Annotated in this window: 16 protein-coding genes; 8 read left to right on the forward strand and 8 right to left on the reverse strand. The window is 69.7% G+C overall.

Translation table 11 applies throughout. From position 1 onward, the window contains the following. Both ACPYN5_RS13240 and ACPYN5_RS13245 read right to left on the reverse strand, forming a co-directional pair. Positions 1–1405, reverse strand: a 1405-nt coding sequence (locus ACPYN5_RS13240; RefSeq protein ID WP_424449462.1) for an MFS transporter, incomplete at its 3' end; no start/stop codon positions are given. 98 nt (positions 1406–1503) lie between these two features. Beyond that, a complete protein-coding gene (locus tag ACPYN5_RS13245) occupies positions 1504–1740 on the reverse strand; it encodes a hypothetical protein (RefSeq protein ID WP_424449463.1) in 237 nt (78 codons plus the stop codon). 247 nt (positions 1741–1987) lie between these two features. Here ACPYN5_RS13245 and ACPYN5_RS13250 point away from each other — a divergent pair, with 247 nt between their 5' ends. After that, on the forward strand, positions 1988–2386 hold the full coding sequence (locus ACPYN5_RS13250) for a hypothetical protein (protein WP_424449464.1): 399 nt from the start codon (positions 1988–1990) through the stop codon (positions 2384–2386). Beyond that, the gene (locus ACPYN5_RS13255) at positions 2383–2607 is read left to right on the forward strand and encodes a helix-turn-helix transcriptional regulator (RefSeq protein WP_424449465.1); all 225 of its coding nucleotides are present in this window, start codon (positions 2383–2385) and stop codon (positions 2605–2607) included. The genes ACPYN5_RS13250 and ACPYN5_RS13255 overlap by 4 nt, the downstream gene beginning before the upstream one ends. A gap of 72 nt (positions 2608–2679) precedes the next feature. Here the strand turns inward: ACPYN5_RS13255 and ACPYN5_RS13260 are convergent, their stop codons facing one another. Then, complete coding sequence (locus ACPYN5_RS13260) at positions 2680–3531, reverse strand: phosphatase PAP2 family protein (protein ID WP_424449466.1); 852 nt, start codon at positions 3529–3531, stop codon at positions 2680–2682. Between the two features lie 128 nt (positions 3532–3659). On the opposite strand from ACPYN5_RS13260, the gene ACPYN5_RS13265 reads away from it, so the two are divergent. Then, on the forward strand, positions 3660–4568 hold the full coding sequence (locus ACPYN5_RS13265; RefSeq protein WP_424449467.1) for an AEC family transporter: 909 nt from the start codon (positions 3660–3662) through the stop codon (positions 4566–4568). A 135-nt stretch (positions 4569–4703) separates the two neighbouring features. After that, positions 4704–5255, forward strand: a complete 552-nt coding sequence (locus ACPYN5_RS13270) for an HdeD family acid-resistance protein (protein WP_424449468.1) — start codon at positions 4704–4706, stop codon at positions 5253–5255. 13 nt (positions 5256–5268) lie between these two features. On the opposite strand, the gene ACPYN5_RS13275 is transcribed toward ACPYN5_RS13270, so the two are convergent. Together ACPYN5_RS13275 and ACPYN5_RS13280 are read right to left on the reverse strand one after the other, a co-directional pair. Further along, positions 5269–7251: a S9 family peptidase gene (locus ACPYN5_RS13275; protein ID WP_424449672.1), complete on the reverse strand. Its 1983-nt coding sequence runs from the start codon at positions 7249–7251 to the stop codon at positions 5269–5271. Positions 7252–7253: 2 nt separating this feature from the next. Next, entirely contained in the window at positions 7254–8018 is a 765-nt protein-coding gene (locus ACPYN5_RS13280; protein ID WP_424449469.1) for an SDR family oxidoreductase, read from the reverse strand. A 124-nt stretch (positions 8019–8142) separates the two neighbouring features. On the opposite strand from ACPYN5_RS13280, the gene ACPYN5_RS13285 reads away from it, so the two are divergent. The 4 genes from ACPYN5_RS13285 to ACPYN5_RS13300 all read left to right on the forward strand — a co-directional run bounded on the left by ACPYN5_RS13285 (position 8143) and on the right by ACPYN5_RS13300 (position 10808). Then, positions 8143–8628: an NfeD family protein gene (locus tag ACPYN5_RS13285; protein WP_424449470.1), complete on the forward strand. Its 486-nt coding sequence runs from the start codon at positions 8143–8145 to the stop codon at positions 8626–8628. Then, a complete protein-coding gene (locus tag ACPYN5_RS13290) occupies positions 8621–9568 on the forward strand; it encodes an SPFH domain-containing protein (protein ID WP_424449471.1) in 948 nt (315 codons plus the stop codon). Before ACPYN5_RS13285 ends, ACPYN5_RS13290 begins: the two co-directional genes overlap by 8 nt. Beyond that, positions 9565–10335, forward strand: coding sequence for a glycerophosphodiester phosphodiesterase family protein (locus ACPYN5_RS13295; RefSeq protein WP_424449472.1), 771 nt, complete (start codon positions 9565–9567; stop codon positions 10333–10335). Before ACPYN5_RS13290 ends, ACPYN5_RS13295 begins: the two co-directional genes overlap by 4 nt. A 110-nt stretch (positions 10336–10445) precedes the next feature. Continuing rightward, positions 10446–10808, forward strand: coding sequence for an RNA polymerase-binding protein RbpA (locus ACPYN5_RS13300; protein ID WP_424449473.1), 363 nt, complete (start codon positions 10446–10448; stop codon positions 10806–10808). Positions 10809–10858: 50 nt separating this feature from the next. On the opposite strand, the gene lnt is transcribed toward ACPYN5_RS13300, so the two are convergent. Genes lnt through tatC form a run of 3 tightly spaced genes read right to left on the reverse strand, consistent with a single transcriptional unit; the run spans position 10859 to position 15679 of the window. Further along, entirely contained in the window at positions 10859–12418 is a 1560-nt protein-coding gene (lnt, locus tag ACPYN5_RS13305; protein ID WP_424449474.1) for an apolipoprotein N-acyltransferase, read from the reverse strand. A 10-nt stretch (positions 12419–12428) separates the two neighbouring features. Then, a complete protein-coding gene (locus ACPYN5_RS13310) occupies positions 12429–14903 on the reverse strand; it encodes a DEAD/DEAH box helicase (protein ID WP_424449475.1) in 2475 nt (824 codons plus the stop codon). Continuing rightward, a complete protein-coding gene (gene tatC, locus ACPYN5_RS13315; RefSeq protein WP_424449476.1) occupies positions 14900–15679 on the reverse strand; it encodes a twin-arginine translocase subunit TatC in 780 nt (259 codons plus the stop codon). Before tatC ends, ACPYN5_RS13310 begins: the two co-directional genes overlap by 4 nt. Between the last annotated feature and the right edge of the window lie 54 nt (positions 15680–15733).

Here is a 15733-nt window from a genome sequence, read left to right on the forward strand (position 1 = left end):
CCGGGGGTGGGCCCGGGGGCCCCCCCCCACCCCCCGGCCCGCGCGGCCCCCCCCCCGTGCGTGAGCGGGCCCGGGGGGGGGGCGGGGGGGGCCACCCCCCGGGCCGCCCCCGCCGCGGTGCATCCATCCCGATGTGGATGCGCGTGCGCTTGCGCTCGATCGCGATGAAGGTGCCGCCGAGGAGCCACAGCGGAACCTGAACGAGGAAGGCGATGCGGAACGCGTCGAGCGAATACGTCGCCGGCGTTCCTGCGCCCTGCAGATCGAGCGCGAGGCCGATGCTGAACACGGCGATGAGCGCGGCGAGGAAACCGCCGGCGTTGGTGAGGCCCGTCGCCGTGCTGAGCCGGTGCGACGGATTGTGCGTGCGGGCGTGATCGAAGGCGATCATCGATGCAGGACCGCCCGTCGCGAGCGCGACCGCCAGGCCGATGAGAAGCCACGCGGGCGCGATTCCCGGCCACAGGATTACGGCGAGCCATGCCACCAGCTGAATCGCGACGGCAGGAAGCACGAGCGCTCGCGAGCGCAGATGGGGAATGCGTCGGGAGAGCTCGCCCATGACCGGCCCGAGGGCCATGCCGGCCAAGATGTACAGCGTCGTGATGAGCGTGGCCTCGGCCTGCGTGCGCCCCTCGCCGGCGGTGAGGAAAGGGATGCCCCACAGCAGGATGAAGGCCGTGCCGGCGAACGGGGTCGTGAAGTGCGACCAGAACGCGAGTCGAGTTCCGGGATGCGCCCAGGCGGCGCGAATGCCCACGCCCGTGTCGACGCTCGAGGTGATGACCCGGATGGCGCCGGTGTCGGTGTTCACGCTCACGTCGCGGTCGAGCTCCGGCGGGTGGTTGCGGACCAGGAGGAACACCAGGATCGCGAACAGGACGCCCAGGCCCGCGATGCTCCCGAAGGCGATCGACCAGCTCGTGGCGTGCAGGAGCGCGGAAAGGGGGATGACGGCGACGAGCTGACCGGCCTGGCCGATGATGCCCGTCATCTGCACCATGAGCGGTCCGCGCTGGGCGGGGAACCAGGTGGCGACCAGGCGCAGCACCGCCGGGAAGATGGCCGCGTCGCCTGCGCCGAGCAGCATGCGCGCCACGATCGCGACGCCGACGCTGGGGGAGAGGGCCATGGTCAGCTGCCCCGCCGCCATGAGGATCATGCCGATGGTCATGATCGGGCGCGAGCCGAAGCGGTCGAGCAGCACACCGATCGGGATCTGCATCCCGCCGTAGACCGCCAGCTGGACCACGGCGAACATCGACAGGGTCGCGGCATCCGCCTGGAAGCGCTCGGCGGCGTCGACGCCCACCGCGGCGAGCGACGTGCGGTTCGTGATCGACAGGATGTATGCGGCGACGCCCGTACCCCACACGAGCCAGGCACGGAGGCCCGGAGTGCTCATCCGAGCAGCCGCCGTCATCACCCCTCCACGCTACTCCGGCGTCGGCACCCGCTCGCGCCCGGTCGTTCGGCCGGGGTGGCCCCGCACCGGATGCCAGGTCAGGGCGACGCGACCAGGATTCGTCCGGGGCCGACGGGCAGCAGGGGAGCGCGGTAGGTCAGTCCGCCGTCGGACGGTTGCAGGACGGCGCGAGCCTCGCCGAAGCGCCACAGGCGGTTGAAGAGGAAGACCGAGACGTCGACAGGCTCGTGATCCGGCACGAGCCACGTCCCGACGCCCCATTGCGCGGGCTCGCCGCGGTCGCCGATCACGACGGTCGGCCGAACCCCGGGCATGAGGTGAAGGGCCGGTCGTCGGAGGTCGAGCGTCACGCGTCGGCCGGGTCGCGGCTCAGCGCCGGTCACGAGTGCACCGGGCCGTCGGAGGATGTCAGCCGTGTCGTCATCCGTTGACGCTAGCCCGTGCGCGCGTGACATCGCGGAATCGACCACGCCGAACCCGGGGGCGTCGGGCAGCGCGCGCCGCTCCACTGAATGTACAGGTCGCTTATCATAAAGACAATGGCACTTTACACTCATGACTATGACGAGATTGAGCACACGGCAGTGGTTGGCGATTGCAACAGGCGCGATCGCATTCTTCGCGGGAGCGGTCGTCATGGGTTTCATGTCCGCGCTGGACTCGCTGGGGCCGACGACGGGATGGATCGTGACCGTCGCCTCGATCTCCGGGCTGGTCCTCATGATCGGAACGGTCGTGCACGCCCTGTTGTCGGGGGACACCGAGGGTGTCGAACGGCAGGACGCCGCCCGCGCGTCGATGATCACCGTCCTCGTGGTCGTCGTGGCGGGCTTCGCCTATTCGCTGCTGGAGGCTTTCACGGGGATGCCGCGACTCACGGCTGCTGTGCCGGCAGCCGTGGCCGGGCTGACGTGGATGGTTTCGTTCGCCTGGGGTCGCTGGGGCGGTGAGGAAGGATGATCACCAACCGTCTTCCCGTGCTGCGTGCCGAGCGCGGGTGGAGCCAGGCCGAGTTGGCGGATCGCATCAACGTGTCTCGTCAGACGGTCGTGTCGCTCGAGAACGGTCGCTACGAGCCGACGTTGAAGATCGCCATGCGGATCGCGGCCGTCTTCGACCGTTCGGTCGAGGAGGTGTTCTCTGCGGATCCCGACGACCTCTCGCGCGTGCGGCGTGGTTGAAGCACGGGGACCGTGGCAGGAGTAGGCACCGGCTGCCGCGCACTTCGAACTGACATAATGTGCATTATCGGATTATGCGGAAGCGGTTCGACGGGCCGTATGCGCCCGCACCGCCGGCATCCCGGCACTGACGGACAGAGCCCCCAGAACCGTCGCGATGATCGTCGACACCGTGAGGATCGCCGTCGCGAGTGTGCGCCCGGACCCTGACGCGTACGACGCGCACAGCGCGATCGCCGTGACCGCGGCGCCGACGGTCAGCACCGGCGTGAGTCCACGCGACCGATTCTGCGCGGTCGTGGGCGCAACGCGTGTGTTGTCGTCGCGGCGGCGGGCTGCACTGACGACCAGCGCAGCGATCGAGCACCAGAACCCCACGACGAGGCTCGCTGTGACGACGTCGCTCGGCCGATGCCACCCGGCGGCGATGACGCCCATCCCTGCGACGGCCGACCACACGACCAGCACGGGTGCGAGGACGAACTTCGACCGCGTCGGCGCCGCGAACAGGGCGGCACAGGCTGCAGCGATCGCGATGGTCGCGTGCCCCGACGGCAGCGAGTTGCCATAGGCGCCCCAGCCACCGGCGAGGTCCGGGCGGACGATGACCTCGTGTTTGAGCACCTGCGTGACGACGCTCGCGCCGACGAAGACGACGCACGCAGCCGTCGCCTCGGCGAAACGGCGCCGCACGAGGGCGACGGCGATGCTCGCGAGCATGATCGCCGCCGCGACGACGAGGATGTAGTTCGCGCTCACGTGCTGCGCCGCGAGCAGCATGGGATTGCTCGACCCGGAAGCGGCGACCATGGCCGCCTGATCGGCGTACTGCCCCGACGCCGTGAACACGCACACGATGATCGTGACGGCGATCGCGGCCAGCTGGATCATCGCCAGTTGCAGGTATCGCACGCTGCGTCTCATCTTCGGCCCCTCGCTTCCACGTCCGATCCACGGTACGAACCCGCAGCTATGAGCCGGGTCAACGCGCGCGGCGCGCCCGCCGCGCACGGGTCGCTCCCGCACTCCCCTAGGCTCGAAGGGTGCAGGTCGTGACCGGATTCGTCGTCGTCGGCGTCGCGATCGCGCTGGGCTATGTCATCGGTCGTATCGACCTGCTCGGTCCGCACGGTCGCCCGGTGCTGGCTCGCCTCATCTTCTTCGTCCTGTCTCCGTTCCTGCTGTTCGTCGTGCTCTCGCAGGCGGACGTCTCCACGCTGTTCTCGGCCCTGCTGCCGGTCTCGGCGATCGCGGCGGTGTCGGTGTTCGTCGTCTACGCGCTCATCGCGCGCTTGGCCTGGCGGCGCTCCGTCGGCGAGACGCTCATCGGCATGCTCTCGGCCGGGCAGGTCAACTCGAACAACATCGGCATCCCCCTGTCGCTCTATCTGCTGGGCTCAGCCGCCCTTCCGGCACCGGTCATCCTCATGCAGCTCATCGTGTTCACACCGATCACGATGGCGATCCTCGAGGCCGTGACCACCGGTCAGCGACGTCCGCTGCCGATCCTCAAGCGCACGTTCGGCAATCCCATCGTCATCGCCTCGGTCGCCGGCGTCATCGTGTCCGTCTCGGGGCTGCAGCTGCCGCCCATCGTGCTCGATCCACTGCAGCTCGTCGCCGACGCGTGCGTCCCGGTTCTGCTCATCGCCTACGGGATGTCGCTGCACGGCCAGCGCGTTCTCTCGGCGTCGGGCCGTCGGCGCGACATCCTGCTCGCCTCGGGGCTGAAGCTCGTCCTGATGCCCGTCATCGCCTGGGCGGTCGCCGTTTTCGTCTTCGACCTCTCCCCTGCGGATGTCCTCGCCGTGACGGTGCTCGCCGCGCTGCCGACGGCGCAGAACGTGTTCAATTTCTCGCAGCGGTACGACATCGGCGAGACCATCTCGCGTGACACGGTCTTCCTCACGACGCTCGGCTGCGTCCCGATCCTGCTCGGCGCGACGCTCGTGCTCGGCTGAGGCGCTCGCCTCGAGCGGCGTCGGACTCCCCCGGCCTCCGTCGCTGCCGTGCAGCAGGGCTTCTGACGCCCCACTGCCCGGTGCACTAACGTGTGGCGTGCCGGGGAGGTGAAGCCCCGCGAAGGAGGATCCATCATGACCCATGCCGAAGATCTCGCCGGGAGATTCGTGAAGTCGCTGCGCACGACGTTCATCGTCAGCGGCATCCTCGCCCTCGTCCTCGGCCTGCTGATCCTGATCTGGCCGGGTCGGACGGCCCAGGTCCTGACGGGCATCATCGCGGCGTATGCGATCGTCGCGGGACTCGTCTACGCCGCGCTGGGGATCCTCTCGCGCACGAAGCGCGGATGGTCGCGCGTCGGGCACATCGCCCTCGGCGTGTTCTTCGTCGTCGTCGGTGTCGTGGCGTTCGCGAACCTCGCCGCGTTCACCGTGTCGTTCGCGCTCTTCCTCGGTGTCCTGGTGGGCATCCTGTGGATCGTCGAGGGCGCGGTGTCGCTGTCGGTCGTCGGTGAGTCCTCGTCGCGCGGCTGGACCATCGCCTTCGCGATCCTCTCGATCATCGCGGGCGTCATGCTGCTGTTCTCGCCGCTGTGGGGCGCGTTCATCCTGTGGTGGCTGCTCGGCATCTCGGCCGTCGCCCTGGGGATCGTCAACATCTTCCGCGGGCTGTCCTTCCGCCCGTGACCGGCGCGGGACGTCACGCCGGGAGGTGGCGTCCCCACCAGTCGAGGATCGCCTCGAATCGCTCGATGCGATGGCGCGGCCGGCCGGACCGGGTCAGCTCGTGGTCCTCACCCGGGAAGACGAGCAGTTCCGTCTCGGTCCCCTGGCGGCGCAGCGCCGTGTAGTAGCGCGTCGCCTGCTCGAGCGGGCACCGGAAGTCGAGCTCCGAGTGGATGACGAGGGTCGGCGTGCTCACCTGATCGACCACCGCCATCGGGCTCTGCGCCCGGATCGCCGCGGCGTCCGTGCCGACGTACTCGTCGCCGAAGAACGAGCCGATGTCGCTCGTCCCCTGGAAGGTCTCGGGGTCGAGGAAGCCGCGTTCGACGATCGCCGCGGCGAACCGGTGATCGTGCGCGATGGCCCAGGCCGTGAGATAGCCGCCGTACGATCCGCCCATGATGCCGACGCGGTCGCCGTCGAGCCGCGAGTCGGCCGATACGGCGCCGTCGAGGAAGGCGAGCACGTCGCCGAGGTCATCGGTCCCCATGCGCCCGCGGATGCTGCGGCCGTGGGCACGGCCGTACCCGGCGCTCCCCCGCGGGTTGCAGTACACCACCGCGTAGCCGGCGTCGACGAGCACCTGGGTCTCATCGAACAGATGGATGCCGTAGGAGGCGTAGGGACCGCCGTGGATCTGCAGCAGCACCGGGAACGGCCCGTCACCCTTCGGGACCGCCGTCCACCCGTGCACCGGGTATCCGTCGGGCGCGGTCACCTCGAGTTCGCGCGGGAGGACGTATCCGGCGCGACGGGCCCCGTCGCCGAACGAGGTCAGCAGGCGCGCCTCGACGCCGGCGGCGTTGAGCAGGAGCAGCTCGCCGGCTGACCGGGCCGTCGCAGCGGCGCAGACGATGCGTTCCCCGGATGCATCCGCCGCATGGCCGACGACCTCCAGGCCGCCACGGATCCGTGTGACGGCGCCGTCGCGGGAGACGCGAAGGAGGTGCACCTCGCCGCGGGTGCGGTTCTGCACCAGGAAGTCGTCGCCGACGGCGGTGATGTGCGAGCCGACCTCGCCGAGATCGATCGTCTCGGGATCCGTCAGTCGGCGCGGCTCGTCACCGTCGAGGAACCACAGGGCGACGCCGGGGGCGACGAAATCGACGCCGTTCGGCCCGGGGTCCGACGCCAGCAGGGCGATACCGCCGTCCGGAGCGATCGCGACATCGCTGATCGACAGCATCGGGGACAGGACGACCCGCTCCCCCGTGCCATCGACACGGATGGCCAGGAGCGGTGAACGCAGGTCGCGGCGGTCGTGCTCGATCTCGTCGGTGGTCGTGAGGATCTCCGACCCATCGGCGGTGAAGACGACGCCGTCGTACGAGACCGGGCCCGAGGTGAGCTGACGCCCTTCCTCGGGAACCCGACGGAGGGCTGCTCGGGGCTCGGCGGACACGGCCGGCGCAGGATCGTACGCCGGCTCGGAGTCCGGCGAGGACGCCGCCACGACGAAGATCTGGCTCGGCCGGTCGGCGATGTACCCCACGCCGTTGGCGTGCCACCGCACACCCGTGATCCGCCGGGGCGATTCCGCCTCGGCGGACAGCCCCTCGACCGCGCCGTACCGTCCGGGTTCGGGAACCCGCGCGGTGAACGCGAGCAGGTCTCCCGCGGGCGACCATGCGAACGAACCCACGCCGAGCGGCGCGTCGGTCACCTGCACCGCCTCGGACCCGGATGCCGCGATGATGTGGATCTGCGGCTTGCCGGCGGCATCTCCGCGCAGGAAGGCAATGCGGCTGTCGTCGGGCGAGAGGCGGGGGGCCGTGTCGGCGACGCCCCGCGTCAGACGGTGTGGCTCGCCCGCGGGCAGGTCCACGCGCCACAGCTGCCCGACGTTCCGGTTGGAGGCGAGGTCGGGTCGTGAGGTGGCGAAGACGGCGAAGGAGCCGTCAGCGGCGATCGTCGGACGTCCGACGGCGACGAGGGACTCGATGTCGGCGGGGCGCACGCTCACTCGCCGCCGAAGGACGAGATGTCTCCGACCAGGCGGGTGTTGTCGGCGGGAATCGGCTCGACCGCCGCGAGGGCGATCTCCGCGGCGAACTCCGACACGTTGTAGAGCTTGCCGGCGGACTCGCGGCGGGTGGCGATCGCGCCGGGGTTGGCGCGCTCCAGCAGAGTCGCCGTGATGGTCCCCTCGATCATGTCGCCCGAGACGACGACGAACCCGATGCCGCGCTCGGTCAGCTCGCCGATGCGCTCGCGCAGTGCGTCCTCGCCCGCGCGCTTGGAGAGCGCGACGGCCTCGTACTCGGGCATCGTCGGCGTCGTGCGGATGAAGTGCGCCTGGTGGCTCGTGACGAACACCACGCGCGAGCCGTCCTCCAAGAGCGGGAGGGCGGCCTCGAGGGCGCCGACCTGCGCGTCGCGGTTCAGCGTGAGGGCGTAGTCCTCGGCCATCCCGCCCTCCATGCCGCCGGAAGCGTTGAGCACGAGGAGATCGAGGTGACCGAACGTCTCGCGGACGGCGGCGAACATCTCCTCGACGGAGGCGCGGTCGGTGAGGTCGGCTCCCACGACGAGCACCTCGACGCCGAGCTCGCGCAGCTCCGCTGCCAGCTTCTCCGCCCGCGGGGCCTTGTTGCGGAAGTTGATCACGACGTTCGCCCCTGCCTGGGCGAGGTAACGCGCGGTGTCGGCGCCGATACCGCGCGACGATCCGGTCACCAGTGCCGTGCGACCGGTGAGGGTACCGGCGGGAAGGGGCTGAGTCATGGGGCGCTCCTGCGGGGAAGAAAAGGCTCTCGGCACGGCAGATCGCCGGCACCGCACGAGCCTATCAACCGGCCCCGATCGGACCCCTGACTGGTAGGTTCGGACCAGGGACGAAGGAGCGCCGATGTTGCCCGATCTCACGCAGTATCTGTGGATAGCGTGGCTCGTGCTGGCCCTGATCTTCGTGATCGTCGAGCTCCTCACGCTCGAGTTCACCTTCCTGATGCTCGCCGGCGGCACGCTCGTCGGCGGCCTCGGCACGAACCTCCTCTCAGCGCCCTGGTGGCTGCAGGTCGCCGCGGCGGCCGCCGTGTCGGCGCTCCTGCTTTTCACGATCCGTCCGCTGCTCCTGCGCGCCCTACACCGCAGCAGCGGGCACATCCCGACCAACGTCGACGCCCTCCCGGGGATCGGCGCACGCGTCCTCGTCCCGTTCGTCGACGGCGCTGGGTCCGTCAAGCTCGACAACGGCGAGACGTGGACGGCGCGTCTCGTCGATGACGTCGCCGACGTCGCCGTCGGTTGCCGCCTCGTCGTCCGTGCCGTGCGCGGCGCCACCGTCGAGGTCGCCTCCCCCGCCTCGGATCCGAAGGAGAACGCCCGTGGTTGATGTCGGTGCTTTCATCGGGCAGATCTTCGTGATCGTCCTGCTCGTCGTCCTCGCGATCTTCGTCATCGTCGTGCTCTTCCGCTCGATCCGCATCATCCCGCAGGCCTATGCGGGTGTGGTCGAACGGCTCGGGCGTTACCAGCGCACGCTCGCCCCCGGACTCAATCTCCTCGTGCCCTTCATCGACAGGGTCCTCCCCCTGGTCGACATGCGCGAGCAGGTCGTGTCGTTCCCGCCGCAGCCGGTGATCACGGAAGACAACCTGGTCGTCTCGATCGACACCGTCGTCTACTTCCAGGTGACCGATGCCCGGGCGGCGACCTACGAGATCAACAACTATCTCGGAGCCGTCGAGCAGCTCACGACGACCACGCTCCGTAACGTCGTCGGCGGCCTGAACCTCGAAGAGGCGCTGACCAGCCGCGACAACATCAACGGTCAGTTGCGCATCGTGCTCGATGAGGCGACGGGCAAGTGGGGCATCCGGGTGTCGCGCGTCGAGCTGAAAGCGATCGACCCGCCCACCTCGATCCAGGACTCGATGGAGAAGCAGATGCGCGCCGAGCGCGACCGGCGCGCCGCGATCCTGACGGCCGAGGGGTCGAAGCAGTCTCAGATCCTCGAGGCCGAGGGGCGCCGACAGGCCGAGATCCTCAAGGCCGAGGGCGACAAGCAGGCCCAGATCCTGCGCGCCGAGGGCGAGTCGGCCGCGATCGCGCAGGTGTTCCAGGCCATTCACGACGGCAACCCCGACGACAAGCTGCTGGCTTATCAGTATCTGCAAACCCTCCCGAAGATCAGCGAGAGCGCGTCGAGCAAGCTGTGGATCATCCCCAGCGAGTTCACCGAGGCGCTCAAGAGCATGAGCGCCGGATTCGCGGCGGGCCGCACGGAGCGACCGGTCCCGCCAGCGGAGCGCTCGGCGCCGCCGGCCCCGTGACGCACCCCTATTTCGCCTCCGAGAGGCCCCGCGTCCTCGCTCACCGCGGCTACGTGCCCGCCGATTCCGAGGGCATCGTCGAGAACACCTTCGCGGCCTTCGCTGCAGCCCATGCGCTGGGTGTCCGCTACGTCGAGTCGGACTGCCACCTCAGCGCCGACGGGACCGTCATCCTGTTCCACGACTCCGATCTGGCTCGGGTCGCGGGCGATCCGCGCCGCATCGCGGACGTCGGCGACCGCGAGCTCGAAGCGCTGATGGCCGATCGCGGCGGCCTCGTGACGCTCGCGCAGGCGCTCGATGCCTTCCCGTCGCTGTGCTTCAACCTCGACGTCAAGGCGGATGCGGCGGCCGAAGCGGTCGGCCGGCTGGTCGCCCCGCACGCCGACCGCGTCCTCCTCACGAGCTTCTCCGACCGGCATCGCCGACGCGCTCTCACAGCCGCCCGGTCGGCCGGCGGGCGACCGGCGACGTCTGCCGGAACGATCCGGATCGCGGCGCTCGTCGCCGCCGTCGCTTCGGGTGTGCCATGGTTGATGAGTCGTGCGTTGCGCGGCATCGATGCGGTACAGGTTCCCGAGCGACGGGGACCGATCCGGGTCGTCTCCCCCCGGATGATCCGCGCGGTCCACCGCGCGGGCGTCGAGATGCACGTCTGGACGGTCAACGACGCGGACGACATGCGGCGCCTGCTTGCGGCCGGCGTCGACGGCCTCGTCACCGACCGGGCCGACCGCGCGCTGAGCGTCGCGGCGGGAGAGCGCTGAATACCCCGACACGCTGAACATCGGCTGTGAAACCCCGAAGACCACCCGCCGTTCGGATGATGCACACAGCCGCGCACGTTACAACTGATAGCCGACGAGAGGACCACACAATGGCAGACCGCAGCTTGCGCGGCATCCGACTCGGCGCCTCGAGCCTACAGAGCGAAGAGGGCGTCGTCTTCCACGACCGGGTCAACCACACGTACGTGTGTTCGCGCTGTGCGCACGAGACCGTCATGACGTTCGCCGCCGACGCGGAGGCGCCCGAGACCTGGGAATGCCGCGCGTGCGGCGCCGAGGCTCTCCTGCGCGTGGGCGAGAACGTCGTCGAGGTCGATCACTCGGGCGACAAGGCCGCCCGAACCCACTGGGACATGCTGCTCGAGCGCCGCACGATCCCCGAGCTCGAAGAGCTCCTCGAGGAGCGTCTCGCGCTGCTCCGCGAGCGCCGGGGTTCCCGACTGAGCGCCTGAGCCTCCAGCTCTGCGCCAACGCCGCCGGTCCTTCGGGACCGGCGGCGTTCTCATGCCCGGGGCCTGGCGTCGCGGCGACGACGCGCGAACGCGATGGAGATGCCGCAGAAGACGAGCGCGACGATGCTTCCCCACCCGAGGACGACCTGAACGGCTCCGCCGATGATGACGGCGGGGGTGAGTCCCGAGCGCAGCGGCACCTCGGTGATCATGGCGCCCGCCTCGGCAGCCGGCAGGCCGTCGAGCTCCCGTCCGTCCGGGGCGATCACCTGGCTCGTGCCCACGGTGGAGATGTTCACCACCGAACGGCCCGTCTCGATGGCGCGCATGCGCGCGAAGGCGAGCTGCTGGAGGTTCTCGTCGGTGTCGCGGAAGTCGGCGTTGTTGGTCTGGAAGACGTAGAGCTGTGCGCCGTCGTGGGCGCCCGACCAGATGACGTCGTCGTAGAGCACGTCGAAGCAGATGGCCAGTCCCACCCCGACTCCGGAGACGTCCATGAAGGGCGCATTGGTCCCGGGGGTGTACTCGCGCTGGATCAACCCGATCAGGTCGGGCACGATGAGCTCGAAGAACCAACGGTCGGGCACGTACTCCCCCATCGGCACCGGACGCGATTTGTCGTGGATCGCCACCGGGTTCTCGGCGCCGGCCTGCCAGAGCATCGAGGTGTTGAAGACGTCGTCCCCGCGCTGCGTTGCAGCGTTGACGAGAAGCGGCGCGCCGACGCGCTCCGACAGCCGGTCGAGCGTGTCGGCGACTGACGCGTTCGACATCGGATCGCCGTCTATGCCGCCCTCGGGCCAGACGAGGAGGTCCATCGGCTCGTCGATGATCGGCTGCGTCGCGCCGAGTTGCGACCGGAGCACATCATATGGCTCGCGGTCGTCGAAGTAGCCCGTCGGACCGTTCCCCTGCACCGCACCGATGCGGTAGCTGCCGGCATCCGTCGTCGGGAAGGCGGGCACCGCGACCAGGGCGAGCGCGACGGCGGCCGCGGGCATCGCGGTGCGGATGCGGCGCCATCGGCCGAGCCGCAGCCATTCGATGACGGCCGCGGTGACGAAGACCATGAGGAAGGTCAGACCGGCCACCCCCGTCCACGATGCGATGTGGGCGAGAGGGCTCTCCGATTGGCTCATCCCGATCCGGCCCCAGGGGAAGCCCGTGTACGGCCAAGACCCCATGAAGAGCTCGCGGGCCGTCCACAGGCCCGCCACCAGGGCGGGCAGTGCGACGAGGCGCGCCCAGGTGCCTGCGCGGAGTCGCGGCAGCCAGCGGTACGCGAGCGCGATCGGGATCGAGCCTGCCGCGAAGAACACCGTCTCGATGCCGGCCAGGCCGAACCACGGGAGGGCGCCGAGGTAGCGCGTGATCCAGGAGATGTGGATGAAGTAGAAGGATGCGCCGAAGACCGCGCCGACCGCGACGGCACCCCAGACGGAGCGACCGATGAGACCGACCAGGCTGAAGGCGACCCCGACGAAAGCCAGCGGCCACCACCCGATGTCAGGGAAGGCGGCGTCGAGGACCGCCCCACCCACCGCCGCGCCGATCAGCGCCAGCCACAGCGGAATCAAGGGCCGCACCGCGGCCGGAGACGAGTCGGGCACGTGATCGAGCCTAAACGCCCGAATATGCGACGATGCCCCGCCGGACGGCCTCGAGAGCCGACCGTGCCGTGCGCGCCAGGTCGGCGTCGGCGACGAGCGAGAGCTGATCGAGCAGGTCGATCGTCTGCTTCGCCCACCGGACGAAGTCGCCCGCGGCCATGTCGGCCTCGAGCAGAACGCGGTCGAGCATGACACCGCGCGCCCACGAGTGCATCGCCTTCGCGAGCCCGGTGGCGACCGGCTCGGTCCCGGGCAAGTGGTGGTCCCGCTCCAGGTCGTCCAGGACCGCCCACAGCTCCTGCGTCTCGGTCAGAGCGGTGCGGAATGCGCCGCGCGGCAACCCGTACTCGCCGGGCCCGTCACCCTCGCGGCGGGGCTCGTACACCAGGCTGCACGCGAGGGCGGCCAGGCCCGCGGGGTCGAGGTCGCGCCACAGGCCCCGGCGGAGGGCCTCGGCCACGAGCAGGTCGCGTTCTCCGTAGATGCGCCGCATGGTCGCGCCGGCGGCGGTCAGCGAGGTGTCGCCGCCGGCGTCGACCGTGACGTAGTCGAGCGCCGTCAGGACGTCGACGACGCGATCGAACACGCGGGCGACGGTACCCGTGCGGGTGTCGATCTGCTGGCGCAGCTTCTGGACGTCCCGGCGCAGCCGCCAGTAGCGCTCCGCCCAGCGCGCATGGTGCTCGCGGTCGGGGCAGTCGTGGCACGGATGCCGCTGCATCCGCTTCCGCAGATCGGCGAGCTGGTCCTGGCGGCGCTGCCGGATGCGGGCCGGGGCGGTGCGGTCGTTGCGGTTGAGCTTCTCGAGGTCGCTGAGCTCGCGCCGGATGCCGGAGTACTCGGCGAAGTCGCCCCGGTCGCAGGTCATCGAACGGGCATAGCCCTCGAGCGTCTGCTCCTTCTCCTTGACCTGCCGCGCGAGGCCGACGACCGACCGATCGGCCTGGAACTGGGCGAACGACGACTCGAGGATCTCGCGCGCGCGATCCCGTCCGAACCGGTCGATGAGGTTCACCGCCATGTTGTACGTCGGGCGGAAGCTGGAGTTGAGCGGATAGGTGCGGCGTGAAGCGAGGGCTGCGACCGCCTGCGGATCGAGCCCCTCGGTCCACTGGATGACGGCATGGCCTTCGACGTCGATGCCGCGCCGGCCCGCGCGACCGGTGAGCTGGGTGTACTCCCCCGACGTGATGGCGACGCGCGCTTCACCGTTGAACTTCTCGAGCTTCTCGAGCACCACGGTTCGCGCCGGCATGTTGATGCCGAGCGCCAGCGTCTCGGTCGCGAACACCGCCTTCACCAGCTTCCGCTGGAAGAGCTCCTCGACGACCTCCTTGAACGCGGGCAGGAGGCCGGCGTGGTGCGCCGCGACACCGCGCTCGAGGTTGTCGCGCCACTCCCAGAACCCCAGCACCGCGAGGTCCTCCTGCGCCAGGGCGTACGTGCGGCGTTCGACGACGGCGCGGATCTCGTCGCGCTCCTCGGGGGTCGTGAGGCGAAGACCCGACCGGCGCACCTGTTGCACGGCGCCGTCGCAGCCCGCACGGCTGAAGATGAAGAAGATCGCCGGGAGGAGGTTCGCCCGCGCGAGCAGGTCGACCACGTCGGGTCGGTCCAGACGCTCGATCCGCTGCGTCGTCGAGGGGCGCACCGCCCGCTTCCCGCCCCGGTGCGGGCGCTGGGCCTCGCGGCCGCCACCGCTGCGGTACCCCTGGCTACGCCCGCCGCTGTCGTATCGCTGCCCGTGGGGCGACCGGAGACGGGTGAGCTCCTGATTCACCTGGGCCGTCGCGACGCCCGCGCGATCATCGAAGAGTGGAAGGAGATCGCCGCGGACGAGCACGTGCTGCTCGAGAGGCACGGGGCGGATCTCGGAGACGACGACGGCCGTGTCGCCGCGGACCGTGTCGAGCCAGTCGCCGAACTCCTCGGCGTTGGACACGGTCGCCGAGAGCGCGACCATCCGCACCGATGGGTGCAGATGGATGATGACCTCTTCCCACACCGCTCCGCGGAAGCGGTCGGCGAGGTAGTGCACCTCGTCCATCACGACGAAACGCAGGCCCCGCAGGGCGGGCGAGTCGGCGTACAGCATGTTGCGGAGCACTTCGGTGGTCATGACCACGATGCGGGCGTTGCCGTTGATGTTGGTGTCGCCGGTCAACAGCCCCACCTCGTCGGGCCCGTACACCTCCACGAGTTCTCGGAACTTCTGGTTCGACAACGCCTTCATCGGCGTCGTGTAGAACGCCTTGGTGCCGGGCTCGAGCATCGCGAGGTGCATCGCGAACTCGCCGACGATCGTCTTGCCCGCCCCCGTCGGCGCGGCCACGAGGACGCTGCGTCCGTCCTCGAGCGCATGGCAGCCCGCGATCTGGAACGGGTCGAGGTCGAAGCGCTGCATCTGCGCGAACGCTGCGCTCAGTGGATGCGCCCGAGCGGATTGGGCCGCGAGGAACCGTTCGGAGGGACTCGCGTCGCTCACGGGATCGGATCGGTCGTCGGAGGCGGACCGGGCACCGAGAGCACCGGAGCTCGACGCGACCGCCGCAGGTCGAGGAGCAGAGACAGCCCCGCGGCGGCGAAATAGAGGACCGTCAGGATCAAGGCCAGCATCAGCATGCTGACGATGTCGGCGGCGGGAGTGGCGAGACCCGAGAAGACGACCGCGATGAGGATGGCGACGCGCCAACCCTTCAGGATCGCCTTGCCGCTCATGATCCCCGCGAAGTTCAGGGCCACCAGGAACACTGGGATGATGAAGGCGATGCCCACCACGAGCAGGAGCTTGAAGACGAAGTCGTAGTAGTACTTGCCTTCATAGAAGTTCGCCGAGGCCTCGGGCGAGAACGTCGCCATGATCTCGACGATGTGCGGCATGACGAGCCAGCCGGTGAAGACGCCGGCGAAGAACAACGGCACCGCGGCGGAGACGAATCCGACGGTGTATCGCACCTCTTTGCGCGTGAGCCCCGGCATGAGGAACGCCCAGATCTGCCAGAGCCAGATCGGAGCGGACAGGATGATGCCGACGGAGAACGAGATCCGCAGTCGCATGTCGAACGGACCCGTGATCGTCGAGTACATCAGCTTGACCGCTTCGCCGTCGCCCCGCTGGTCGGCGACGACACGGATGGGCTCGGTCATCGCCCAGATGATCCAGTCGGTCAGGAAGAACGACACGACCATCGAGGCCACGAGAGCGAGCGCCGAGATGATGAGGCGTCGCCGCAGCTCGACGAGATGCTGTCCGAGGGACATGCGCTTGTCGCGCCGGGGCGCGCCGTCCGCCCCTGAGCGCGTGCGCTCAGCCGT

The organism is Microbacterium arborescens (assembly GCF_049707515.1).
Taxonomy (GTDB): domain Bacteria; phylum Actinomycetota; class Actinomycetes; order Actinomycetales; family Microbacteriaceae; genus Microbacterium; species Microbacterium arborescens_B.

Bases quoted from the DNA above. Each gene is read 5' to 3' on its own strand.
- ACPYN5_RS13245 (WP_424449463.1), bottom strand. From the start codon at position 1,740: ATGCCCGGGGTTCGGCCGACCGTCGTGATCGGCGACCGCGGCGAGCCC.
- ACPYN5_RS13250 (WP_424449464.1), top strand. From the start codon at position 1,988: ATGACGAGATTGAGCACACGGCAGTGGTTGGCGATTGCAACAGGCGCG.
- ACPYN5_RS13255 (WP_424449465.1), top strand. From the start codon at position 2,383: ATGATCACCAACCGTCTTCCCGTGCTGCGTGCCGAGCGCGGGTGGAGC.
- ACPYN5_RS13260 (WP_424449466.1), bottom strand. From the start codon at position 3,531: ATGAGACGCAGCGTGCGATACCTGCAACTGGCGATGATCCAGCTGGCC.
- ACPYN5_RS13270 (WP_424449468.1), top strand. From the start codon at position 4,704: ATGACCCATGCCGAAGATCTCGCCGGGAGATTCGTGAAGTCGCTGCGC.
- ACPYN5_RS13280 (WP_424449469.1), bottom strand. From the start codon at position 8,018: ATGACTCAGCCCCTTCCCGCCGGTACCCTCACCGGTCGCACGGCACTG.
- ACPYN5_RS13285 (WP_424449470.1), top strand. From the start codon at position 8,143: ATGTTGCCCGATCTCACGCAGTATCTGTGGATAGCGTGGCTCGTGCTG.
- ACPYN5_RS13300 (WP_424449473.1), top strand. From the start codon at position 10,446: ATGGCAGACCGCAGCTTGCGCGGCATCCGACTCGGCGCCTCGAGCCTA.
- tatC (WP_424449476.1), bottom strand. From the start codon at position 15,679: ATGTCCCTCGGACAGCATCTCGTCGAGCTGCGGCGACGCCTCATCATC.